Source organism: Streptomyces sp. NPDC005195, assembly GCF_040608315.1.
Classification (GTDB): Bacteria; Actinomycetota; Actinomycetes; order Streptomycetales; family Streptomycetaceae; genus Streptomyces; species Streptomyces kaempferi.
Genome location: NZ_JBEXHZ010000001.1, coordinates 270,571 through 292,755, shown reverse-complemented (window position 1 = coordinate 292,755; position 22,185 = coordinate 270,571). Strand labels below are relative to the sequence as shown.

Genomic DNA, 22,185 nt, shown 5'->3' with positions numbered 1-22,185 from the left:
ACCTTTCTTCCGGGAGCCTCCCAAACTGCTTTGTGCCATGCATTGGGTGCTATGCGCTGAGCAGTGCTGAGCACGCTCCGGAACCGGCGTGACCGTGCCGATGACACCGCAATTCAGTGCCACGGCTCCGGAATCGTCATCACCAGATATGTCTTCCGCCGTTTTGGCGGACCACCGCCCCGGCGCGGTCCACACCACAAGGACCAATGCCGGACAGCACAACCGGTCGCCGAGCCAGACAGGCCGACGTCCGCTCCAGGGAAGGACCCTTCGTGAGCGACACCACCGATCTGATGGGCGCGCGTGTCGAGGAGACCGCTGCCGCGCCCGCCACGGACGCCTCTGCCGCGCCTGCCTCCGGTGCCGGCTCCCGGCGGCGCCGCGGTACCGGCCTCGACGGCATGGTGCTGGCCGAGCTTCAGCAGGTCGCGTCCGGCCTCGGTATCAGGGGCACCGCGCGGATGCGCAAGAGCCAGCTGATCGAGGTCATCAAGGAGGCGCAGGCGGGCGGTGCCCCGGCGCAGGCCGCCGACACCGCAGCCGAGGCCAAGCCGAAGCGCCGGGCCACCTCCAAGGCCCGTACCGGCGACGAGGCCACCGCGGCCGAGACGAAGGCCGAGAAGGCCGCCGAGAAGGCCGTGGCCCAGCAGCAGATCGAGATCCCCGGCCAGCCCGCCGGAGGCCCCTCCCGCGCGAGCGAGGCCGAGCGTGACGACGCCCCCGCCGTGGAGCGCCGCCGCCGTCGCGCCGTCGCCGAGGCGGGCAGCCCCGAGACGGTCGCCGTCGAGGCGAAGAGCGAGCCGAAGGGTGACACGGCCGGCGAGGCCAAGGGCGACGCCGGCGACGACGGCCGCCAGGGCCGCCGTGACCGCCGGGACCGCGGCGAGCGCGGTGACCGTGAGCGTGGCGGACGTGAGCGCGACCGCCGCGGCGGCAAGGGCGACGAGCAGCAGCAGGGCCAGGCCGGCGGCGGACAGCAGCGCGCGGAGCGCCAGGACCGGCCGGACCGTCAGGACCGACAGCAGCAGGGCGGTGGCCGTCAGGACCGCCAGCCGCGCGACAACGGCCCGCAGCGTGACAGCGGCCCGCAGCGTGACAATGGCCCTCAGGACGACGACGACTTCGACGGTGGCCGTCGCGGCCGTCGCGGCCGTTATCGCGACCGTCGTGGGCGTCGTGGACGCGACGAGTTCGTGGCCAACGAGCCGCAGCTCGCCGACGACGACGTCCTGATCCCCGTCGCGGGCATCCTGGACATCCTCGACAACTACGCGTTCATCCGCACCTCGGGCTACCTGCCGGGTCCGAACGACGTGTACGTCTCGCTGGCCCAGGTCCGCAAGAACGGTCTGCGCAAGGGTGACCACGTCACCGGCGCGGTCCGTCAGCCCAAGGACGGCGAGCGCCGCGAGAAGTTCAACGCGCTCGTCCGCCTCGACTCGGCGAACGGCATGGCCGCCGAATCCGGCCGCGGGCGGCCCGAGTTCAACAAGCTGACGCCGCTGTACCCGCAGGACCGCCTCCGTCTGGAGACCGACCCGGGTGTGCTGACGACGCGGATCATCGACCTCGTCGCGCCGATCGGCAAGGGCCAGCGCGGTCTGATCGTGGCCCCGCCGAAGACCGGCAAGACCATGATCCTTCAGGCGATCGCCAACGCGATCACCATCAACAACCCCGAGTGCCACCTGATGGTCGTCCTGGTCGACGAGCGTCCGGAAGAGGTCACCGACATGCAGCGGTCGGTCAAGGGCGAGGTCATCTCCTCGACCTTCGACCGTCCGGCCGAGGACCACACCACGGTCGCCGAGCTCGCCATCGAGCGTGCCAAGCGTCTGGTGGAGCTGGGCCACGACGTCGTCGTGCTGCTCGACTCGATCACGCGTCTGGGCCGTGCGTACAACCTCGCCGCCCCGGCCTCCGGCCGCATCCTGTCCGGTGGTGTCGACTCGACCGCGCTCTACCCGCCGAAGCGCTTCTTCGGTGCCGCGCGCAACATCGAGGACGGCGGCTCGCTGACCATCCTGGCCACCGCGCTCGTCGACACCGGCTCGCGCATGGACGAGGTCATCTTCGAGGAGTTCAAGGGCACCGGCAACGCCGAGCTCAAGCTCGACCGGAAGCTCGCCGACAAGCGTGTCTTCCCGGCGGTGGACGTCGACGCGTCCGGTACCCGTAAGGAAGAGCTCCTGCTCGGCAGCGACGAGCTCGCCATCACCTGGAAGCTGCGTCGCGTGCTGCACGCGCTCGACCAGCAGCAGGCGATCGAGCTGCTGCTGGACAAGATGAAGCAGACGAAGTCGAACGCGGAGTTCCTTCTGCAGATCCAGAAGACGACGCCGTCGCCGGGCAACGGCAACGACTGACTCCCGCACGACTGAGACTGAGGGCCGCCCCCGATCCGGGGGCGGCCCTTTGCGCTGCCTGGCGCGTGTACGATCGCGCCTTCTCGCGGCAACCCGGGTCAGCCCGGCAGACGTGGGGCTCCTGGAGCACGTCGAACGTGGTCCCGCAGGCCGACCCCGACCGCGACGGCTACCAGGACATCGTGGAGCGCCGCAGCTCCAGCGGTGACGTCCACTGGTGGCACTTCCCGCCGTCCACGGAGAAGTGGGCCGACACGAAGATCCTCGCCAACTGGAAGACACGCACACGCGTCGTCGCCCCCGGCGACGTCACCGGTGACGCCCTGCGCGACCTGCTCTCCGTCGACTCCGGCGGTGTCCTGTGGATCTACCCCGGCAAGGGCAACGGCACCTTCTCGGCCCGCGTCGAGGTGGGCTCGGGCTGGAACCGGTACAACTCCCTGCGCGCCCATGGTGACTTCACATGGAACAGCAAGGCCGACCGGATCGCGCGCAGCAGGTCCGGATCGTACGTCCACCTCTACAAGGGCACCGGCAAGGCGGGCAGCGGTGTGTTCCCGGCCCGCGTCAAGGTGCGCACCTGGGGCGACTGCAACGCCTTCGACGCTCCCGGTGACGTGACCGGCGACGGCAGGGCCGACTTCCTGGCCCGTACGGCCGGCGGCACGCTGTAGCTCTACCCGGGTACCGGCAAGGCGACCAGCGAGACCTTCGCCACAAGGATCAAGATCGGCACCGATTTCGAGCGGTACGACATCTTCGGCTGAAAGAGCAGGTGAGCGCGTTTCTGTCCGGACGCGCCGAGCGTTCGATGTGCCCATCGCGGTCGGCGGTGGGCACATCGCGTTGTGCAACCCTTTGCCGAGTTTCCCCGTCTGACGGTACGGAGTGACCATGGAGAAGTACGTGTCACGACCGCGGACGGGCCTGGCCCTGACAGACAGGGGTAACCGACAGTACGAGGACTGAGGGAGCACATGCCTGCCGAGAGTACGCCAGGACCCGGGACACCGGGCGAGTCCGGCACGAGCCGTTCGCGCCCCCGTGCGAAGGGCAGCCGCCGCAAGCCGCGCGGAGCGCGTCGCAAGGCGCTGCTCATCACGGCCTGGACAGCGGCGGGCATCGTCGTGCTGGGCGGCACGGGCGTCGGGATCCTCTACTTCAAGCTCAACGACAACCTCAAGACCGTCGACATCAACCAGGCCCTGGGTCCGGACCGGCCCCTGAAGGCCGACAACGGCTCCGAGAACATCCTGGTGCTGGGGTCCGACACGCGGTCCGGCGGCAACGAGAAGCTCGGCGGCGGCGTCGACGACGGCAGCGCCCGCTCGGACACGGCGATGGTCGTGCACGTATACGAGGGCCACAAGAAGGCCAGCGTGGTCTCCATACCCCGCGACACCCTCGTCCGGCGCCCCTCCTGCACGGACGCCAAGGGCGTCACCCACGACGCCGCGACCGGCGTGATGTTCAACTCCGCGTACTCCACCGGTGGCGCGACCTGCGCCGTGAAGACCGTCGAGTCCCTGTCCGGCATCCGCATGGACCACTACGTCGAGGTCGACTTCAGCGGCTTCCAGAAGCTCATCGACGATCTGGGCGGTGTCTCGGTCACCACGACCAAGGACATCAAGGACCCCGACAGCCACCTGAACCTCACGGCCGGCCCGCACACGCTGGACGGGCGGCAGGCGCTCGGTCTGGTCCGCACCCGGCACGGCGTCGGTGACGGCTCCGACCTCGGCCGCATCCAGCTCCAGCAGGCGTTCATCAAGGCCCTGGTCGACCAGGTCAAGCACCTCGGCGTGCTCACCAGCCCCACGAAGCTCTTCCAGCTCGCCGACACCGCCACCAAGACCGTCACCACCGACTCCGACATCGGTTCGGTCAAGGCCCTCGCGTCCTTCGCCGACGGCCTCAAGGGCATCGGCTCGTCGCACATGAACATGGTGACGATGCCGGTCCAGTACGACAGCGCGGACGCCAACCGTGTCCTGGTCGACGAGGCCAAGGCCAAGATGGTCTGGAACGCCCTCAAGGACGACCGGGCGATTCCGGGGGCGGCCACCAAGGGCACCGCCACGGGCACCGCGAAGGGTGTCGTGAACGCCTCCTGAGCCCCGTACGCGGGCTCTGAGCGGCCCGTACAGATGCCCGGGAATAGATAATCCATCCCCCCGGTTTTGGGGGATGCGCCCAGTCCTGGCAGACTGGTACGTCGGCTCCGGTTCACGCTCCCGCATCCCGCGGCGGCGACCCGGCGCCCTCCCGAAACTAGGAGACACCTTGAAGCGCGAGATCCACCCCGAGTACGTCGAGACCCAGGTCAGCTGCACCTGCGGTGCGTCGTTCACCACCCGTAGCACGATCGACTCCGGCACCATCCGTGCCGAGGTCTGCTCCGAGTGCCACCCGTTCTACACGGGCAAGCAGAAGATCCTCGACACCGGTGGCCGCGTGGCCCGCTTCGAGGCCCGCTTCGGCAAGGCTGTCGCTGCCAAGAAGTAGCGAGCCCTCAGCGCCGGTCTCCGGCGTCCCCGGCACGGGGGCGCCGGGACCGGCGCTTTGCGGTGCAGCCCCTTCCCTCGGCGTCCAGACCTCGTCCGGACCGGGGGGACCCCCACGCCGTACCTACGTCCCCGAGCCCGTCACGGAGCGGGGGACAGCCCATTGGAGCCGGAGATGTTCGAGGCGGTCGAGGAACTCATCGGTGAACACGCCGATCTGGAGAAGAAGCTCGCTGACCCGTCGGTCCACGCCGACCAGGCCAACGCGCGCAAGCTGAACAAGCGCTACGCCGAGCTGACCCCGATCGTCGCGACGTACCGCTCCTGGAAGCAGACCGGGGACGACATCGGGACCGCGAAGGAGTTCGCGGCCGACGACCCCGACTTCGCCGCCGAGGTCAAGGAGCTGGAGAAGCAGCGCGGGGAGCTCACCGAGAAGCTCCGGCTGCTGCTGGTCCCGCGCGACCCCAGCGACGACAAGGACGTCATCCTGGAGATCAAGGCGGGCGCCGGCGGCGACGAGTCCGCCCTCTTCGCCGGCGACCTGCTGCGCATGTACCTGCGCTACGCGGAGCGCGTCGGCTGGAAGACCGAGATCATCGACGCCACCGAGTCCGAGCTCGGCGGCTACAAGGACGTCCAGGTCGCGGTGAAGACCAAGGGCGGCCAGGGCGCCACCGAGCCGGGACAGGGCGTCTGGGCGCGCCTGAAGTACGAGGGAGGCGTGCACCGCGTGCAGCGCGTGCCGTCCACCGAGTCGCAGGGCCGCATCCACACCTCCGCGGCCGGCGTGCTGGTCACGCCGGAGGCCGAGGAGGTCGACGTCGAGATCCACGCGAACGATCTGCGCATCGACGTCTACCGCTCCTCCGGGCCCGGCGGCCAGTCCGTGAACACGACCGACTCCGCGGTGCGCATCACGCACATTCCCACCGGAGTCGTCGCCTCCTGCCAGAACGAGAAGAGCCAGCTGCAGAACAAGGAGCAGGCGATGCGTATCCTGCGCTCCAGGCTCCTCGCGGCGGCGCAGGAGGAAGCGGAACGGGAGGCCGCGGACGCCCGCCGCAGCCAGGTTCGTACCGTCGACCGCTCCGAGAAGATCCGTACGTACAACTTCCCGGAGAACCGCATCTCGGACCACCGCGTCGGATTCAAGGCGTACAACTTGGACCAGGTCCTCGACGGCGACCTCGACGCGATGATCCAGGCCTGCGTCGACGCGGACTCGGCGGCCAAACTCGCCGCCGCGTAAGAAGCTCACGACAACAGCCCAGCCCCGGAGGACCAGCGTGCAGCAACATCTTGGGGGGCGACCCCCAAACCCCCGCGGCGTGCTGCTCGCGGAAGTGGCCCAGGCCACCCAGCGGCTGGCCGACGCCGGCGTGCCCTCACCGCGCAACGACGCGGAGGAGCTCGCCGCCTTCGTGCACGGCGTGAAACGGGGCGAGCTGCACACCGTCAAGGACGCGGACTTCGACGCCCGCTACTGGGAGGTGATCGCGCGCCGGGAGGCCCGCGAGCCGCTCCAGCACATCACCGGGCACGCCTATTTCCGCTATCTGGAGCTCCAGGTCGGCCCCGGCGTCTTCGTGCCCCGTCCGGAGACCGAGTCCGTGGTCGGCTGGGCGATAGACGCCGTCCGCGCGATGGACGTCGTCGAACCGCTGATCGTCGACCTGTGCACCGGCTCGGGCGCCATCGCGCTCGCCCTCGCGCAGGAGGTCCCGCGCTCGCGCGTGCACGCCGTGGAGCTGTCCGAGGACGCCCTGCGGTGGACGCGCAAGAACGTCGAGGGGTCCAGGGTCGACCTGCGCCAGGGAGACGCCCTGGAGGCCTTCCGCGACCTCGACGGGCAGGTGGACCTGGTGATCTCCAACCCGCCGTACATCCCCCTCACCGAGTGGGAGTACGTGGCGCCGGAGGCCCGGGACCACGATCCCGAGCTCGCCCTGTTCTCCGGTGAGGACGGACTCGACCTCATCCGCGGCATCGAACGCACCGCGCACCGGCTGCTGCGCCCCGGCGGCGTCGTCGTCGTCGAGCACGCCGACACCCAGGGCGGACAGGTGCCGTGGATCTTCACCGAGGAGCGGGGCTGGGCCGACGCGGCCGACCACCCGGACCTCAACAACCGGCCGCGGTTCGCGACCGCCCGCAAGGCGATGCCGTGATGACGCGCATCCCGTTCCCCAGCCAGCAGTACGTGTACGAGGAGGCCCGCTAAATGGCACGGCGATACGACACCAACGACGCGACCGACCGCACGACCGGTCTGCGTGAGGCCGCGTCCGCCGTCCGCCGTGGCGAGCTGGTGGTCCTCCCGACGGACACGGTGTACGGCATCGGTGCCGACGCGTTCACCTCGGAGGCCGTCGCCGATCTGCTCGACGCCAAGGGCCGTGGCCGCAACATGCCCACCCCTGTCCTCATCGGCTCCCCGAACACCCTGCACGGGCTCGTCACGGACTTCTCCGAGATGGCCTGGGAGCTCGTCGACGCGTTCTGGCCGGGCGCCCTGACGCTCGTCGCCAGGCACCAGCCGTCCCTGCAGTGGGACCTGGGGGACACCCGGGGCACGGTGGCCGTGCGCATGCCGCTGCACCCGGTCGCCATCGAACTGCTCACGGAGGTCGGCCCGATGGCCGTCTCCTCCGCGAACCTCACCGGCCACCCGGCGCCGGAGGACTGCGACGCCGCGCAGGAGATGCTCGGGGACTCCGTCTCCGTCTACCTGGACGGCGGTCCGACCCCCGGCAACGTGCCCTCCTCGATCGTGGACGTCACCGGCAAGGTGCCCGTGCTGCTGCGCGCCGGGGCGCTGTCGGCGGAGGAGCTGCGGAAGGTCGTACCCGACCTCGAGGTGGCGAATTGACAGCCCCTGACGCCTCCAGGCTCCCGGTCCCCCTCGACCAGGGGGCACCCCCATGCGTGGCATAGGCACGGGGAGCGCGGGGTCCAACGGTTCTCCCGGGGGGTCCTTCCGCATCCTCCACGTCAGCACCGGCAACGTGTGCCGCTCGCCGATCACCGAGCGGCTGACCCGTCATGCCCTCGCGGACCGGCTCCGCGACCCCCTGTGGGGCGGCCTGATCGTGGAGAGCGCGGGCACCTGGGGACACGAGGGCGCGCCCATGGAGGCCAACGCCGAGACCGTCCTCGCGGACTTCGGCGCGGACGCCACGGGCTTCGTCGGCCGCGAGCTCCTCGACGACCACGTCATCAGGGCCGACCTGGTCCTGACGGCCACCCGCGACCACCGCGCCCAGGTCATCTCCATGGGCCACTCGGCGGGTCTGCGCACCTTCACGCTGAAGGAGTTCACGCGCCTCGTACGGGCCATAGACACGGCGACGCTGCCGCCGCTGGAGGACGGCGTGGTCGAACGCGCCCGAGCCCTGGTGCGGGCCGCGGCGGCGCTGCGCGGGTGGCTGCTGGCCCCGACGGCCGAGGCGGACGAGGTGTACGACCCCTACGGTGCGCCGCTGCCGTTCTTCCGGTCCATCGGGGACGAGATCAACGAGGCGCTGGACCCGGTCGTGACGGCGCTGACGGGCGTGCGGGCGAGCGCCTGACACGGGCGCGGCCGTGTCAGGCGGGGGCCCGCGCACGGGCGTGGGACGAGGGCGCCGGGCCGGTCCGGGCGGCACCGACGGGGGCCGGGGCCGGGCGAGACCGGGCGCCCGCGGGGTCGCGGTTCTACATTGGACGTAGCGCATCTCGCCGCCCAGGACGTGGCGCACCCCCCGCCGAGGTCCGGAGACCACCATGCCGGTCACACACACGCTGGAAGCGGATGTCCTGCGCCGACAGGACCCGGAGCTCGCCGAGATCCTGCTCGGGGAGCTGGTGCGGCAGTCGACGACACTGCAGCTGATCGCGGCCGAGAACTTCACCTCGCCGGCCGTGCTGGCAGCCCTCGGATCGCCGCTCGCCAACAAGTACGCCGAGGGCTACCCCGGCGCCCGTCACCACGGCGGCTGCGAGATCGTCGACGTCGCCGAGCGGGTGGCCGTGGAACGTGCCAGGGCCCTTTTCGGCGCCGATCACGCGAATGTGCAGTCCCACTCCGGATCTTCGGCCGTGCTGGCCGCGTACGCCGCACTGCTGCGCCCCGGCGACACCGTGCTCGCCATGGGCCTGCCCTTCGGCGGTCACCTCACGCACGGGTCGCCGGCGAACTTCTCGGGCCGCTGGTTCGACTTCGTCGGCTACGGCGTGGAGCCGGAGACCGGGCGGATCGACTACGAGCAGGTGCGGGCGCTGGCCCGGACGCACCGACCGAAGGCCATCGTCTGCGGCTCCATCTCCTATCCCCGGCACATCGACTACGCGCTCTTCCGGGAGATCGCCGACGAGGCCGGCGCCTATCTCATCGCCGACGCCGCCCACCCCATCGGGCTGGTCGCGGGGGGAGCGGCGCCCAGCCCGGTGCCGTACGCGGACGTGGTCTGCGCGACGACCCACAAGGTGCTGCGCGGGCCACGCGGCGGCATGATCCTGTGCGGCGCGGAACTGGCCGAGCGCGTCGACCGCGCCGTCTTCCCGTTCACCCAGGGCGGTGCGCAGATGCACACGATCGCCGCCAAGGCCGTCGCGTTCGGTGAGGCGGAGACCCCCGCGTTCACGGCGTACGCGCATCAGGTGGTCGCCAACGCGCGGGCGCTGGGTGAGCGGCTGGCCGCGGAGGGGCTCGTCCTGACCACGGGCGGTACCGACACTCACATGCTGACCGCCGACCCGGCGCCGTTCGGCCTCGACGGAGGCACCGCGCGCGGCCGGCTCGCCGCCGCCGGAATGGTCCTCGACACCTGTGCGCTGCCGCACGGGGAGACGCGGGGCCTGCGGCTGGGCACCGCGGCGATGACCACCCAGCGCATGGGCGAGAGGGAGATGGTGCAGGTCGCGGCGGTGTTCGCGGCGGTGCTGCGAGGCGGGAAGGACAGCAGGACCGCACGTGAAGAAGTGCGGGAGCTCACTGGAAGATTTCCGCCCTATCCGGACCTCTGAGGGGTACACGCACTCGTGTGCACAGCCACTCGTGCAACCATCGTCGCTACCCGGAAGTCCTCAACCGTATGCGTGCATCGCTAGGGTGTGGGGCTCAGATGGCCAGCGAGACCTGTGGGGAAGCCCGTGCGTGAATATCTGCTGACGCTCTGTGTCACGGCCGCGGTGACGTATCTGCTCACCGGGCCGGTACGGAAGTTCGCGATCGTGGCCGGAGCCATGCCGCAGATCCGGGCACGGGACGTGCACCGGGAACCCACACCGCGCCTCGGCGGCATCGCGATGTTCTTCGGTCTGTGCGCCGGACTGCTGGTCGCCGACCATCTGACGAACCTCAACGCGGTCTTCTCCAACTCCAACGAGCCGCGCGCGCTGCTCTCCGGGGCGGCACTGATCTGGCTGATCGGCGTGCTGGACGACAAGTTCGAGATCGACGCCCTGATCAAGCTGGGCGGTCAGATGATCGCCGCGGGTGTGATGGTCATGCAGGGTCTGACGATCCTGTGGCTGCCGATCCCCGGTGTCGGCCTGGTGGCCCTCACCCAGTGGCAGGGCACGCTGCTGACGGTGGCGCTGGTGGTCATCACGATCAACGCCGTGAACTTCGTCGACGGGCTCGACGGGCTCGCCGCCGGCGTGGTGTGCATCGCCTCCGCCGCGTTCTTCCTGTACGCCTACCGCATCTGGTACAGCTACGGCATCGAGGCCGCCGCCCCGGCGACGCTGTTCGCGGCGATCCTGATGGGCATGTGCCTGGGCTTCCTGCCGCACAACATGCACCCGGCGCGGATCTTCATGGGGGACTCCGGCTCGATGCTGATCGGGCTGGTGCTGGCGGCCGGCGCGATCTCCATCACGGGGCAGATCGACCCCGACGTGATGAACCTGTTCACCGGTTCCCCGCGCAACACCGTGCACCAGACGGTGCCCGTGTTCATCCCGCTGCTGCTGCCGCTGACGATCATCGCCATCCCGGCCGCCGACCTCGTGCTCGCCATCGTGCGGCGCACCTGGCGCGGACAGTCGCCGTTCGCCGCCGACCGCGGGCATCTGCACCACCGTCTGCTGGAGGTCGGCCACTCGCACAGCAGGGCGGTGCTGATCATGTACTTCTGGTCGGCGCTCATCGCCTTCGGCGCCCTCGCCTACTCGGTGAACTCGGGAGCCATGTGGAGCGTGCTCGGTATCGCGGCGCTCAGCGCGGTCGGTCTCGTACTGCTCCTGCTGCCGCGCTTCACCCCGCGCGCTCCGCGCTGGGCCGAGCACCTCGTGCCGCCGCGCTACCGGCGTCGCCGCGCCGCCGCCCCGGCGCTCCCGGACGACGGCGGCGAACAGGCGTCCGCGCAGGGCGCCGAAGCCGCGCCGGAGCGGGAGGACATCGACGACGAACAGCGTGCCCCGGTGGTTGTCGGAGTCTCAGGAGTCAACGGGGCGACGGCAATCGGCACCCGTGCGCGCGTCCTGGACCGGCGCGGAGCCGAAAGTTCACGCTGACGCAAAGTAAGAATTTCGCAAGAGGCCCCAGTGGCAAACCGCTCCAATACCAGACAAGTTGCCCGCTGTTTTGCACAAACGCGCAGGTTCACTCTCATGTGTGACAGCGAGCACACCATCTAGGTAAAGACCGCATCAAATAGTTTGTGATACGGTTCACGAGAACCCGGGGTGGAGCCGAAGGACCGTCGTGAGACGGCCCCTTGGCGTGAGGATCTCTCTCGACCCGGGACTACGCTCGTCCATGACGACACCCTGCCCCCCTTAGCAAGCGGAGTTGCCGCCATGCCGTCCAATGACGCCCGGATTCTCCTTCAGGCCGCCGTGCCCACAGCTGCCGTCGGCGCGATCGCCGCCGTGGTCAGCGGTGTGGTCGCGGGTGGCAAGGGAGCGCTCGGGGCGGTCGTCGCGACGCTGGTCGTGATCCTGTTCATGGGCATCGGGCTCTACGTTCTGCAGCGCACCGCCGCATCGCTTCCGCACCTGTTCCAGGCGATGGGCCTCCTGCTCTACACGGCGCAGATTCTTCTGCTGTTCATCTTCGTCGCCGCGTTCAAGAACACGACGCTGTTCAACCCCAAAGCCTTCGCGATCACCCTGGTCGCCACCACGCTCGCGTGGATCGGCGCACAGGCGCGTGCCCACATGAACGCCAAAATCCTTTATGTCGAGCCCGACTCCGTGAAGGGCGACAAGCCCGAAAAAACGGGGCACTCGTCGTGAGGGGTAGGGCCGGGATAAGTGCCTGTAGGAGATCCTGCTATCGTCCGGTGCCAACTGCGGCATCGCGGGCGCGGGCATCTGAGCTGACGCCTGCTCAATCGCGAGGCTTGATGCCCCACAGCCGCCCTCCCATCCGTAACACCAGTCCAGTGCCGAACCGCGGCTGCGCGCCGCGCCGACACAACGAGGTTGCCGTACCTATGCGCCACGCTGAAGGAGCCCGCGGTGAGTGCTGACCCGACGCAGGTGCTCGCCTTCGAGACCGACTGCCACATCTTCGACGGCTGTGGCTTCCCGGCTCCCGGCCTGCACTCGTTCCTGTTCAAGCCCCTCTTGGGCGACGGGGACAGCAACTTGTACTTCAACAAGACGATGCTGCTGGCGTTGCTCGGCTCGATCATCATCGTCGGCTTCTTCTGGGCGGCCTTCCGCAAGCCGAAGGTCGTCCCGGGCAAGCTCCAGATGGTCGCCGAGACGGGTTACGACTTCGTCCGGCGCGGCATCGTCTACGAGACCATCGGCAAGAAGGAAGGCGAGAAGTACGTACCGCTCGTCGTCTCGCTCTTCTTCTTCGTCTGGATGATGAACCTCTGGTCGATCGTGCCGCTCGCCCAGTTCCCGGTCACGTCGATCATCTCGTACCCCTTGGTGCTCGCCCTGATCGTCTATGTCCTGTGGGTCTCGCTGACCTTCAAGCGTCATGGCTTCGTCGGCGCCCTCAAGAACTTCACGGGATACGACAAGTCGCTCGGCCCCGTGCTGCCGCTGGCCATGCTCATCGAGTTCTTCTCGAACCTGATCGTCAGGCCCTTCACGCACGCGGTGCGACTCTTCGCGAACATGTTCGCCGGCCACACCCTGCTGCTGCTCTTCACGATCGCCAGCTGGTACCTGCTGAACGGCATCGGGATCGCCTACGCGGGCGTCTCGTTCATCATGGTCCTCGTCATGACGGCCTTCGAGCTGTTCATCCAGGCCCTGCAGGCGTATGTGTTCGTGCTGCTGACCTGCTCCTTCATCCAGGGCGCGCTGGCCGAGCACCACTGAGCGCCCGCTTCTCGACCCCGCAGTCGTCCGGTGGCCAACCCCCACCGGTCCGTAAAGAAAAGGAAGAACTGGCATGTCCCAGACCCTTGCCGCTGTCTCCGGCTCGCTCGGCTCGATCGGTTACGGCCTCGCGGCCATCGGCCCCGGCGTCGGCGTCGGCATCATCTTCGGTAACGGCACCCAGGCGCTCGCCCGTCAGCCTGAGGCCGCCGGTCTGATCCGCGCCAACCAGATTCTCGGCTTCGCCTTCTGTGAGGCGCTCGCCCTCATCGGTCTGGTCATGCCGTTCGTCTACGGCGTGTGACGTCGGATCGACGACAGCCCCCTAGACGAAAGGCACTGATATGAGCCAGCTGCTCATTCTGGCGGCCGAGCAGGAGAACCCGCTCGTCCCGCCGATCCCTGAGCTCGTCATCGGCCTGATCGCCTTCGTCATCGTCTTCGGCTTCCTCGCCAAGAAGCTCCTCCCGAACATCAACAAGGTTCTGGACGAGCGTCGCGAGGCCATCGAGGGCGGTATCGAGAAGGCCGAGGCCGCTCAGACCGAGGCCCAGAGCGTGCTGGAGCAGTACAAGGCCCAGCTCGCCGAAGCCCGGCACGAGGCCGCGCGGCTGCGCCAGGAGGCGCAGGAGCAGGGCGCCACGCTCATCGCCGAGATGCGCGCGGAAGGCCAGCGGCAGCGTGAGGAGATCATCGCCGCCGGCCACTCGCAGATCGAGGCCGACCGCAAGGCCGCTTCGCAGGCACTGCGTCAGGACGTGGGCAAGCTCGCCACCGACCTGGCCGGCAAGCTCGTCGGTGAGTCCCTCGAGGACCACGCCCGGCAGAGCCGCGTCATCGACCGCTTCCTCGACGGACTCGACGAGGCCGCCACGAAGGCCGAGGCGACTCGATGACAGCGCACGGAGCGAGCCGCGAGGCCTTCGCTGCAGCCCGTGAGCGTCTCGACGCGCTGACGGACTCGACGTCCGTGGACGCGGCCCGGCTCGGCGACGAGCTGGCCGCCGTCACCGCGCTGCTCGACCGCGAGGTGTCCCTGCGTCGGGTCCTGACCGACCCGGCGCAGCCCGGTGAGGCCAAGGCCGAGCTGGCCCAGCGCCTGCTGGGCGGCCAGGTCGGCGGTCCGGCCGCGGACCTGGTGGCCGGTCTGGTGCGCTCGCGCTGGTCGCAGTCGCGCAACCTGGTGGACACGCTGGAGGAGCTGGCGAACATCGCCGACCTCACGGCCGCCCAGCGGGCGAACACGCTCGACGACGTCGAGGACGAGCTGTTCCGGTTCGGCCGGATCGTCTCCTCGAACACGGAGCTGCGTGCCGCGCTGACCGACCGCGCCGCCTCGAAGGCGGCCAAGAGCGAGCTGCTGCGCAGCCTGCTCGGCGGCCGTGCCAACGCGACCACCGAGCGTCTGGTGACGCGCCTGGTGACCGCGCCGCGTGGACGTAGCCTGGAGGCGGGACTCGAGTCCCTGTCCAAGCTCGCCGCCGAGCGCCGGGACCGCATGGTCGCCGTCGTCACCTCGGCGGTCCCGCTGAGCGACGGCCAGAAGCAGCGCCTCGGCGCCGCCCTGGCGAAGCTCTACGGCCGCTCGATGCACCTCAACCTCGACGTGGACCCCGAGGTCCTCGGCGGGATCCGGGTGCAGGTCGGTGACGAGGTCATCAACGGCGCCATCGCGGACCGGCTCGACGACGCCGGCCGCCGCATGGCCGCCTAGCAGCAACTCAATACGCGTAACACGTTGTACTTACGGCCCTCGTTGGGCCGTGCAGAGGATTCCTGGGGGCTGACCCCAGACCCCCAAGAACACTTCGGGCCCAACAAGGAGAGCAGGGAACCCAGATGGCGGAGCTCACGATCCGGCCGGAGGAGATCCGGGACGCGCTGGAGAACTTTGTCCAGTCGTACCAGCCGGACGCGGCCTCGCGCGAGGAGGTCGGTACGGTCACCGTCGCCGGCGACGGTATTGCCAAGATCGAGGGTCTTCCCTCGGCGATGGCGAACGAGCTGCTGAAGTTCGAGGACGGGACCCTCGGTCTCGCGCTGAACCTGGAAGAGCGCGAGATCGGTGCGGTCGTCCTCGGCGAATTCAGCGGCATCGAGGAGGGCCAGCCGGTGCACCGCACCGGTGAGGTGCTGTCCGTCGCCGTGGGCGAGGGCTACCTCGGCCGCGTCGTCGACCCGCTCGGCAACCCGATCGACGGCCTCGGCGAGATCGAGACGTCCGGCCGCCGCGCCCTCGAGCTGCAGGCCCCGGGCGTCATGGTCCGCAAGTCGGTGCACGAGCCGATGGAGACCGGTTACAAGGCCGTCGACGCGATGACCCCGGTCGGCCGTGGCCAGCGTCAGCTGATCATCGGTGACCGTCAGACCGGCAAGACCGCGCTGGCCGTCGACACGATCATCAACCAGCGCGACAACTGGCGCTCGGGCGACCCGAAGAAGCAGGTCCGCTGCATCTACGTCGCCATCGGTCAGAAGGGCTCCACCATCGCCTCCGTGCGAGGTGCCCTGGAAGAGGCCGGCGCGCTCGAGTACACGACCATCGTCGCCGCCCCGGCGTCCGACCCGGCCGGCTTCAAGTACCTGGCGCCGTACACCGGTTCGGCCATCGGCCAGCACTGGATGTACGACGGCAAGCACGTCCTCATCATCTTCGACGACCTCTCGAAGCAGGCCGACGCCTACCGCGCCGTGTCCCTGCTGCTGCGCCGTCCGCCGGGGCGCGAGGCCTACCCCGGTGACGTCTTCTACCTGCACTCCCGTCTGCTGGAGCGCTGCGCGAAGCTCTCCGACGACATGGGCGCGGGTTCGATGACGGGTCTGCCGATCGTCGAGACCAAGGCGAACGACGTGTCGGCGTTCATCCCGACCAACGTCATCTCCATCACCGACGGCCAGTGCTTCCTGGAGTCCGACCTGTTCAACGCCGGCCAGCGTCCGGCCCTGAACGTCGGTATCTCGGTCTCCCGCGTCGGTGGCTCCGCCCAGCACAAGGCGATGAAGCAGGTCTCCGGCCGGCTCCGTCTCGACCTCGCCCAGTACCGCGAGCTGGAGGCGTTCGCCGCCTTCGGTTCCGACCTGGACGCCGCGTCGAAGTCGCAGCTGGAGCGCGGTCAGCGACTGGTCGAGCTGCTCAAGCAGTCTCAGTACCAGCCGATGTCGACCGAGGACCAGGTCGTCTCCGTCTGGGCCGGTACCACCGGCAAGATGGACGACGTACCGGTCTCCGACGTCCGCCGCTTCGAGAAGGAGCTCCTGGAGTACCTGCACCGCAAGGAGCAGGGCCTCATGACCTCCATCAAGGAGGGCGGCAAGATGTCGGACGACACCCTCACCGCCGTCGCGGACTCCATCGCGGACTTCAAGAAGCAGTTCGAGACCTCGGACGGGAAGCTTCTCGGCGAGGACGCTCCGGCCGCCGCCAAGTGACGTAAGGAAGGGACCTGACTCATGGGAGCCCAGCTCCGGGTCTACAAGCGTCGCATCCGATCCGTCACCGCGACCAAGAAGATCACCAAGGCGATGGAGATGATCGCCGCCTCGCGTGTCGTCAAGGCGCAGCGCAAGGTGGCGGCCTCCGCGCCGTACGCGACCGAGCTCACCCGCGCGGTCACGGCGGTCGGTACCGGGTCGAACACCAAGCACCCGCTGACCACGGAGGCGGAGACGGCGACGCGTTCCGCGGTGCTGCTCCTCACGAGCGACCGCGGACTGGCCGGCGCCTTCAACTCCAACGCCATCAAGGCGGCGGAGCTGCTGACCGCCCGTCTCGCGGCCGAGGGCAAGGAGGTCGACACGTACGTCGTCGGCCGCCGCGGTCTGGCCCACTACAACTTCCGCGAGCGCAAGGTCGCGGAGTCGTGGTCGGGCTTCACCGACGAGCCCACCTACGCGGACGCGAAGATGGTCGCGGGTCCGCTCATCGAGGCCATCGAGAAGGAGACGGCGGACGGCGGCGTGGATGAACTCCACATCGTCTACACCGAGTTCGTCTCGATGATGACGCAGACGGCGATCGACAGCCGACTGCTTCCGCTGCGCCTCGAAGAGGTTGCGGAGGAGACGTCCAGCACGGGCGAGATCCTTCCGCTGTACGAGTTCGAGCCATCGGCGGAGGACGTCCTCGACGCCCTGCTGCCGCGCTACGTCGAGAGCCGTATCTACAACGCGCTGCTCCAGTCGGCTGCCTCCAAGCACGCCGCCACGCGCCGCGCGATGAAGTCGGCGACCGACAACGCGGGAGACCTGATCACCACGCTCTCCCGCCTTGCCAATGCGGCCCGCCAGGCCGAAATCACCCAGGAAATCAGCGAGATCGTCGGCGGCTCCGCAGCCCTTGCCGACGCGACCGCGGGGAGTGACAAGTAATGACGACGACTTCTGAGACGGCCGTTGCCACGGGCCGCGTCGCCCGGGTCATCGGCCCGGTCGTCGACGTGGAGTTCCCCGTCGACGCGATGCCGGACATCTACAACGCCCTTCACGTCGAGGTGGCCGACCCGGCCAACGCCGGCGAGAAGAAGACGCTGACCCTGGAGGTCGCCCAGCACCTGGGTGACGGCCTGGTCCGCACGATCTCCATGCAGCCCACCGACGGTCTGGTCCGCCAGGCCGCGGTCACCGACACGGGCGCGGGCATCACCGTCCCGGTCGGCGACTTCACCAAGGGCAAGGTGTTCAACACCCTCGGTGAGGTGCTGAACTCCGACGAGAAGTACTCGGGCGAGCGCTGGTCCATCCACCGCAAGGCCCCGCGCTTCGACGAGCTCGAGTCGAAGACCGAGATGTTCGAGACCGGCGTCAAGGTCATCGACCTTCTCACCCCGTACGTCAAGGGTGGAAAGATCGGTCTGTTCGGTGGTGCCGGTGTCGGCAAGACGGTGCTCATCCAGGAGATGATCTACCGCGTCGCCAACAACCACGACGGTGTCTCCGTGTTCGCCGGTGTCGGCGAGCGCACCCGTGAGGGCAACGACCTCATCGAGGAGATGTCGGACTCGGGCGTCATCGACAAGACCGCCCTTGTCTTCGGCCAGATGGACGAGCCCCCGGGCACCCGTCTGCGCGTGGCCCTCGCGGGTCTGACCATGGCGGAGTACTTCCGCGATGTGCAGAAGCAGGACGTGCTGTTCTTCATCGACAACATCTTCCGCTTCACGCAGGCCGGCTCCGAGGTCTCGACCCTGCTCGGCCGGATGCCCTCCGCGGTGGGCTACCAGCCGAACCTGGCCGACGAGATGGGTCTCCTCCAGGAGCGCATCACCTCGACCCGTGGTCACTCGATCACCTCGATGCAGGCGATCTACGTCCCCGCGGACGACCTGACCGACCCGGCCCCGGCCACCACGTTCGCCCACCTCGACGCGACGACGGTGCTCTCCCGTCCGATCTCCGAGAAGGGCATCTACCCGGCCGTGGACCCGCTGGACTCCACGTCCCGCATCCTGGACCCGCGGTACATCGCCGCGGAGCACTACGCGACCGCGATGCGCGTCAAGTCGGTTCTTCAGAAGTACAAGGACCTTCAGGACATCATCGCGATCCTCGGTATCGACGAGCTGGGCGAGGAGGACAAGCTCACCGTCCACCGTGCCCGTCGCGTGGAGCGCTTCCTGTCGCAGAACACCCACGTCGCCAAGCAGTTCACCGGCGTCGACGGGTCGGACGTCCCGCTGGACGAGTCGATCGTGGCCTTCAACGCGATCATCGACGGCGAGTACGACCACTTCCCGGAGCAGGCGTTCTTCCTGTGCGGTGGCATTGAGGACCTCAAGGCCAACGCCAAGGAGCTCGGCGTCTCCTGAACCTCGTGTTCATGAGTGAGGGGGGCGGGGCCGCACCTCGCGGGGTGCGTCCCGTCCCCCTCCTCACGCCCATTAGACTTTGACCCAACACCCGGCGGCAACGGCCGGGTGGTGACCCGAGGAGCCCACCTTGGCTGCTGAGCTGCATGTCGAGCTCGTCGCCGCGGACCGCAGTGTCTGGTCCGGCGAGGCCACCCTGGTCGTCGCGCGTACCACGTCCGGCGACATCGGCGTCATGCCCGGTCACCAGCCGCTTCTCGGTGTGCTGGAGTCGGGCCCGGTGACCATTCGTACGAGTGATGGTGGAACGGTCGTCGCCGCTGTGCACGGCGGTTTCATCTCGTTCGCGGACAACAAGCTGTCGCTGCTGGCCGAGATCGCCGAGCTGTCGGACGAGATCGACGTCCAGCGCGTGGAGCGGGAGCTCGAGCGCGCCAAGGCGGAGGGCGATGCCTCCGCCGAGCGTCGGGCGGATGTCCGACTCCGGGCGGTGTCGGCGCGCTGATCCGGGGGCACCTCCCAGACCCTTAGGGTACTGGGGGAGTGCCGAGTGATGCTTTGCCTCAGCCGCGGCTGGGACCGGATGATTCCGGCCCCGGCCGCGGCTGAGGCGAATGCGGAGGTTTTTTCTTTTCCGTTACCTAGGAGACGAGGAGGTCGGTGTCGATGGTCCTCGCTCTGACTGTGTGCGGATTGGTAGTGGCTCTCGTGGTGGTGGGGCTGTTCGTCTTCGGCCTCCGCCGCCGGCTCATCCAGCGTTCCGGCGGCACGTTCGACTGCAGCCTGCGCTGGGACGTGCCCGAGAAGAGCGACACCAGCGGCAAGGGCTGGGGCTACGGCGTCGCCCGCTACAACGGTGACCGCATCGAGTGGTACCGCGTCTTCTCGTACTCCCCCCGCCCGCGCCGTGTGCTGGAGCGCTCGGCGATCGAGGTGGCCGGCCGGCGCGCCCCGGACGGTGAGGAGGAGCTCGCGCTGCTCTCCGACGCGATCATCCTGACCTGTGTCCACCGGGGCACGCGGCTGGAGCTGGCGATGAGCGAGGACGCGCTGACCGGTTTCCTCGCGTGGCTGGAGGCGGCCCCGCCCGGACAGCGTGTGAACGTCGCCTGACCCTCGCCCGCCGGCGCCCGTGATCCGGGAAGACCGCCGCGGACGGACCCGGAGGTCCGCCCGCGGCGGCTGTGCGAGGTGGTGCCGGGTGGTGCGGGGTCAGCTCAGGCCGGTGTTGACGGCACTGACCAGTTCACCGTTGCTGGTGTCGCCGCTGAAGTCCCAGAAGAACGCGCCGCCCAGACCCTGGGTCCTGGCCCACGCCATCTTCGTGCCGATGGTGGCGGGGGTGTCGTAGCTCCACCAGTTGCTGCCGCAGTGCGCGTACGCGGTTCCGGCGACCGTGCCGGTGGCCGGGCAGGACGTCTTGAGGACCTTGTAGTCCTCGATGCCCTGCTCGTACGTGCCCGGCGCGGGTCCGGTCGCGGTGCCGCCCGGGGCGTCCTGGGTGACGCCCGTCCAGCCTCGGCCGTAGAAGCCGATGCCGATCAGCAGCTTGCTCGCGGGCACGCCCTTCGACTTGAACTTGGCGATCGCGTCGGCCGTGGTGAAGCCGGGCGTCGGGATGCCGTTGTACGAGGTGAGCGGGGAGTGCGGGGCGGTCGGGCCCTGTGCGGCGAACGCGCCGAAGAAGTCGTACGTCATCACGTTGTACCAGTCGACGTAACTCGAGGCGCCCGCGTAGTCGGCGGCGTCGATCTTGCCGCCGGAGGTGCCGTCGGCCGTGGTGGCCGCGGTGACCAGGTTGCCCGTGCCGAACTTGGCGCGCAGGGCCTGCATCAGGTTCTTGTAGGCCGCGGCGCCGCTGGTGTCACAGGACAGACCGCAGGCGTTCGGGTACTCCCAGTCGATGTCGATGCCGTCGAAGACGTCGGCCCAGCGCGGGTCCTCGACGAGGTTGTAGCAGGACTGCGCGAAGGCGGCCGGGTTGGCGGCGGCCTGGGCGAAGCCGCCGGACCAGGTCCAGCCGCCGAAGGACCAGAGGATCTTGATGTTCGGGTACTTGGCCTTCAGCTCGCGCAGCTGGTTGAAGTTGCCGCGCAGTGGCTGGTCCCAGGTGTCGGCGACGCCGCTGACCGACTGGTCGGCGGTGAAGGCCTTGTCGTAGTCGGCGTAGGAGTCGCCGATCGCGCACTGGCCGTTGGTGACGTTGCCGAAGGCGTAGTTGATGTGCGTGATCTTGGCGGCCGAGCCCGACGTCACCAGGTTCTTGACGTTGTAGTTGCGGCCGTAGATGCCCCACTCGGTGAAGTAGCCGAGCTTGACGGCCTTGCCGGTGGGCGGCGGGGTGGTGGTGCCGCCGGTGGTGTGCACCGAGACCGCGCCGCTGGCCGGACCGGTCTGGTCGGCGGTGTCACGGGCCTGGACGGTGTACGAGTAGTCGGTGCCGGCACTCAGGCCGGTGTCCGTGTAGGTCGTACCGGTCACGGTGGCGACCTTGGTGCCGCCGCGCAGGACGTCGTAGTTCTTGACGCCCTTGTCGTCGGTGGCCGCGCTCCAGGAGAGCTTCACCGAGGTGTCGGTGAGGGACGAGGAGGTGGGAGTGCCGGGCGCGGAGGGCGGGTTGTCACCGGGGACGGTGGTTCCGCCGTCGCAACTGCCGCCGTTCAGGAAGCAGTTGGAGGGGGAGCCGGAGCCGGCGCCGTTGAAGCCGAAGGAGACGGAGGCGCCCGCGGCGAGGGTGCCGTTGTAGGACTTGTTCTTGGCGGTCCAGTGGGTGCCGGAGTTGGTGACGTCCGCGTCCCAGGCCGAGGTGACGGAGGTGCCGGTGGGGAAGTCCCACTGGATCGTCCAGGAGCTGATGGCGGAGGTGCCGGTGTTCTTGACGGTCCACTGCCCGCCGAAGCCCGTACCCCAGTCCTGGGTCTTGGTGTAGGTGGCGGTGGCCGAGGCGGCCGCATGGGCGGGGCTCGCGAGGCCGACGAGGGCGGCGAGGGGGAGGAGCAGGGTGGTGAGACCTGCCACGGTTTTCTGTCGGGCTCTGTGCCGGAAGCGCATGATGCCTCTCCTCGGGGGTGTCGTGGGCATGACTGAGCGCAGTGCGGTGAGAATAGAAAGGTCTGGACCATAGGTCAATAGGTCTGGACCAGTGAACGCAGCACTGTTTCGAAGCCCCAACTCCCGCGCCGGAACGGCGGCTTGGGCCCGGCGATCAGCCGCCGGGCCCGTCCGCTCCCCGTCCGC

21 protein-coding genes are annotated in these 22,185 nt (G+C 69.1%); 20 read left to right on the top strand and 1 reads right to left on the bottom strand.

Annotation, left to right across the window (positions count from 1 at the left end; genetic code table 11):
• Positions 1 to 272 precede the first annotated feature (272 nt).
• The 20 genes from rho to ABZV34_RS01170 all read left to right on the top strand — a co-directional run bounded on the left by rho (position 273) and on the right by ABZV34_RS01170 (position 20,061).
• Positions 273 to 2,366, top strand: coding sequence for a transcription termination factor Rho (gene rho / locus ABZV34_RS01265; RefSeq protein ID WP_356270267.1), 2,094 nt, complete (start codon positions 273 to 275; stop codon positions 2,364 to 2,366).
• 137 nt (positions 2,367 to 2,503) lie between these two features.
• Entirely contained in the window at positions 2,504 to 3,040 is a 537-nt protein-coding gene (locus ABZV34_RS01260; protein WP_356270265.1) for a hypothetical protein, read from the top strand.
• A 303-nt stretch (positions 3,041 to 3,343) separates the two neighbouring features.
• Positions 3,344 to 4,483, top strand: coding sequence for an LCP family protein (locus ABZV34_RS01255; protein WP_356270263.1), 1,140 nt, complete (start codon positions 3,344 to 3,346; stop codon positions 4,481 to 4,483).
• A 169-nt stretch (positions 4,484 to 4,652) separates the two neighbouring features.
• Entirely contained in the window at positions 4,653 to 4,874 is a 222-nt protein-coding gene (rpmE, locus tag ABZV34_RS01250) for a 50S ribosomal protein L31 (RefSeq protein WP_356270261.1), read from the top strand.
• Between the two features lie 174 nt (positions 4,875 to 5,048).
• Positions 5,049 to 6,125 carry a peptide chain release factor 1 gene (gene prfA, locus ABZV34_RS01245; protein WP_356270259.1) on the top strand — a complete coding sequence of 359 codons (1,077 nt, stop codon included), beginning with the start codon at positions 5,049 to 5,051 and terminating at the stop codon, positions 6,123 to 6,125.
• A 79-nt stretch (positions 6,126 to 6,204) separates the two neighbouring features.
• Positions 6,205 to 7,044, top strand: coding sequence for a peptide chain release factor N(5)-glutamine methyltransferase (gene prmC, locus ABZV34_RS01240; RefSeq protein ID WP_148010474.1), 840 nt, complete (start codon positions 6,205 to 6,207; stop codon positions 7,042 to 7,044).
• A gap of 53 nt (positions 7,045 to 7,097) precedes the next feature.
• On the top strand, positions 7,098 to 7,745 hold the full coding sequence (locus ABZV34_RS01235; RefSeq protein ID WP_168530259.1) for an L-threonylcarbamoyladenylate synthase: 648 nt from the start codon (positions 7,098 to 7,100) through the stop codon (positions 7,743 to 7,745).
• A 52-nt stretch (positions 7,746 to 7,797) separates the two neighbouring features.
• Positions 7,798 to 8,445: a protein-tyrosine-phosphatase gene (locus tag ABZV34_RS01230; protein ID WP_356270257.1), complete on the top strand. Its 648-nt coding sequence runs from the start codon at positions 7,798 to 7,800 to the stop codon at positions 8,443 to 8,445.
• 193 nt (positions 8,446 to 8,638) lie between these two features.
• Complete coding sequence (gene glyA / locus ABZV34_RS01225) at positions 8,639 to 9,880, top strand: serine hydroxymethyltransferase (RefSeq protein ID WP_356270256.1); 1,242 nt, start codon at positions 8,639 to 8,641, stop codon at positions 9,878 to 9,880.
• A gap of 126 nt (positions 9,881 to 10,006) precedes the next feature.
• Entirely contained in the window at positions 10,007 to 11,374 is a 1,368-nt protein-coding gene (locus ABZV34_RS01220) for an MraY family glycosyltransferase (RefSeq protein ID WP_356270254.1), read from the top strand.
• 285 nt (positions 11,375 to 11,659) lie between these two features.
• On the top strand, positions 11,660 to 12,097 hold the full coding sequence (locus ABZV34_RS01215) for a hypothetical protein (protein WP_356270252.1): 438 nt from the start codon (positions 11,660 to 11,662) through the stop codon (positions 12,095 to 12,097).
• Positions 12,098 to 12,322: 225 nt separating this feature from the next.
• On the top strand, positions 12,323 to 13,144 hold the full coding sequence (atpB, locus tag ABZV34_RS01210) for a F0F1 ATP synthase subunit A (protein WP_356270251.1): 822 nt from the start codon (positions 12,323 to 12,325) through the stop codon (positions 13,142 to 13,144).
• Between the two features lie 73 nt (positions 13,145 to 13,217).
• Complete coding sequence (atpE, locus tag ABZV34_RS01205; RefSeq protein WP_031039373.1) at positions 13,218 to 13,448, top strand: ATP synthase F0 subunit C; 231 nt, start codon at positions 13,218 to 13,220, stop codon at positions 13,446 to 13,448.
• Positions 13,449 to 13,488: 40 nt separating this feature from the next.
• Positions 13,489 to 14,040, top strand: a complete 552-nt coding sequence (locus tag ABZV34_RS01200; RefSeq protein ID WP_168530265.1) for a F0F1 ATP synthase subunit B — start codon at positions 13,489 to 13,491, stop codon at positions 14,038 to 14,040.
• Entirely contained in the window at positions 14,037 to 14,858 is an 822-nt protein-coding gene (locus ABZV34_RS01195) for a F0F1 ATP synthase subunit delta (RefSeq protein ID WP_356270249.1), read from the top strand. The genes ABZV34_RS01200 and ABZV34_RS01195 overlap by 4 nt, the downstream gene beginning before the upstream one ends.
• Before the next feature lie 125 nt (positions 14,859 to 14,983).
• Complete coding sequence (atpA, locus tag ABZV34_RS01190; RefSeq protein WP_356270247.1) at positions 14,984 to 16,573, top strand: F0F1 ATP synthase subunit alpha; 1,590 nt, start codon at positions 14,984 to 14,986, stop codon at positions 16,571 to 16,573.
• Positions 16,574 to 16,594: 21 nt separating this feature from the next.
• Positions 16,595 to 17,512 (top strand): F0F1 ATP synthase subunit gamma, encoded by a 918-nt coding sequence (locus ABZV34_RS01185; RefSeq protein ID WP_356270245.1) that lies wholly within the window; start codon positions 16,595 to 16,597, stop codon positions 17,510 to 17,512.
• Positions 17,512 to 18,948, top strand: a complete 1,437-nt coding sequence (gene atpD, locus ABZV34_RS01180) for a F0F1 ATP synthase subunit beta (protein WP_356270243.1) — start codon at positions 17,512 to 17,514, stop codon at positions 18,946 to 18,948. Before ABZV34_RS01185 ends, atpD begins: the two co-directional genes overlap by 1 nt.
• A gap of 130 nt (positions 18,949 to 19,078) precedes the next feature.
• Positions 19,079 to 19,453, top strand: a complete 375-nt coding sequence (locus tag ABZV34_RS01175) for a F0F1 ATP synthase subunit epsilon (RefSeq protein ID WP_168530269.1) — start codon at positions 19,079 to 19,081, stop codon at positions 19,451 to 19,453.
• 161 nt (positions 19,454 to 19,614) lie between these two features.
• Positions 19,615 to 20,061, top strand: a complete 447-nt coding sequence (locus ABZV34_RS01170; RefSeq protein WP_356270241.1) for a DUF2550 domain-containing protein — start codon at positions 19,615 to 19,617, stop codon at positions 20,059 to 20,061.
• A gap of 99 nt (positions 20,062 to 20,160) precedes the next feature.
• Here ABZV34_RS01170 and ABZV34_RS01165 read toward each other — a convergent pair whose 3' ends face one another.
• On the bottom strand, positions 20,161 to 21,999 hold the full coding sequence (locus ABZV34_RS01165; protein ID WP_356270239.1) for a glycoside hydrolase family 18 chitinase: 1,839 nt from the start codon (positions 21,997 to 21,999) through the stop codon (positions 20,161 to 20,163).
• Between the last annotated feature and the right edge of the window lie 186 nt (positions 22,000 to 22,185).

What these genes read in the sequence shown, in the direction of transcription:
- ABZV34_RS01185 (WP_356270245.1), top strand. Translation starts at nt 16,595, where the DNA reads ATGGGAGCCCAGCTCCGGGTCTACAAGCGTCGCATCCGATCCGTCACC.
- atpE (WP_031039373.1), top strand. Translation starts at nt 13,218, where the DNA reads ATGTCCCAGACCCTTGCCGCTGTCTCCGGCTCGCTCGGCTCGATCGGT.
- glyA (WP_356270256.1), top strand. Translation starts at nt 8,639, where the DNA reads ATGCCGGTCACACACACGCTGGAAGCGGATGTCCTGCGCCGACAGGAC.
- atpD (WP_356270243.1), top strand. Translation starts at nt 17,512, where the DNA reads ATGACGACGACTTCTGAGACGGCCGTTGCCACGGGCCGCGTCGCCCGG.
- atpA (WP_356270247.1), top strand. Translation starts at nt 14,984, where the DNA reads ATGGCGGAGCTCACGATCCGGCCGGAGGAGATCCGGGACGCGCTGGAG.
- ABZV34_RS01255 (WP_356270263.1), top strand. Translation starts at nt 3,344, where the DNA reads ATGCCTGCCGAGAGTACGCCAGGACCCGGGACACCGGGCGAGTCCGGC.
- ABZV34_RS01195 (WP_356270249.1), top strand. Translation starts at nt 14,037, where the DNA reads ATGACAGCGCACGGAGCGAGCCGCGAGGCCTTCGCTGCAGCCCGTGAG.
- ABZV34_RS01165 (WP_356270239.1), bottom strand. Translation starts at nt 21,999, where the DNA reads ATGCGCTTCCGGCACAGAGCCCGACAGAAAACCGTGGCAGGTCTCACC.
- ABZV34_RS01170 (WP_356270241.1), top strand. Translation starts at nt 19,615, where the DNA reads ATGGTCCTCGCTCTGACTGTGTGCGGATTGGTAGTGGCTCTCGTGGTG.
- ABZV34_RS01230 (WP_356270257.1), top strand. Translation starts at nt 7,798, where the DNA reads ATGCGTGGCATAGGCACGGGGAGCGCGGGGTCCAACGGTTCTCCCGGG.
- prfA (WP_356270259.1), top strand. Translation starts at nt 5,049, where the DNA reads ATGTTCGAGGCGGTCGAGGAACTCATCGGTGAACACGCCGATCTGGAG.
- ABZV34_RS01235 (WP_168530259.1), top strand. Translation starts at nt 7,098, where the DNA reads ATGGCACGGCGATACGACACCAACGACGCGACCGACCGCACGACCGGT.
- ABZV34_RS01215 (WP_356270252.1), top strand. Translation starts at nt 11,660, where the DNA reads ATGCCGTCCAATGACGCCCGGATTCTCCTTCAGGCCGCCGTGCCCACA.
- ABZV34_RS01200 (WP_168530265.1), top strand. Translation starts at nt 13,489, where the DNA reads ATGAGCCAGCTGCTCATTCTGGCGGCCGAGCAGGAGAACCCGCTCGTC.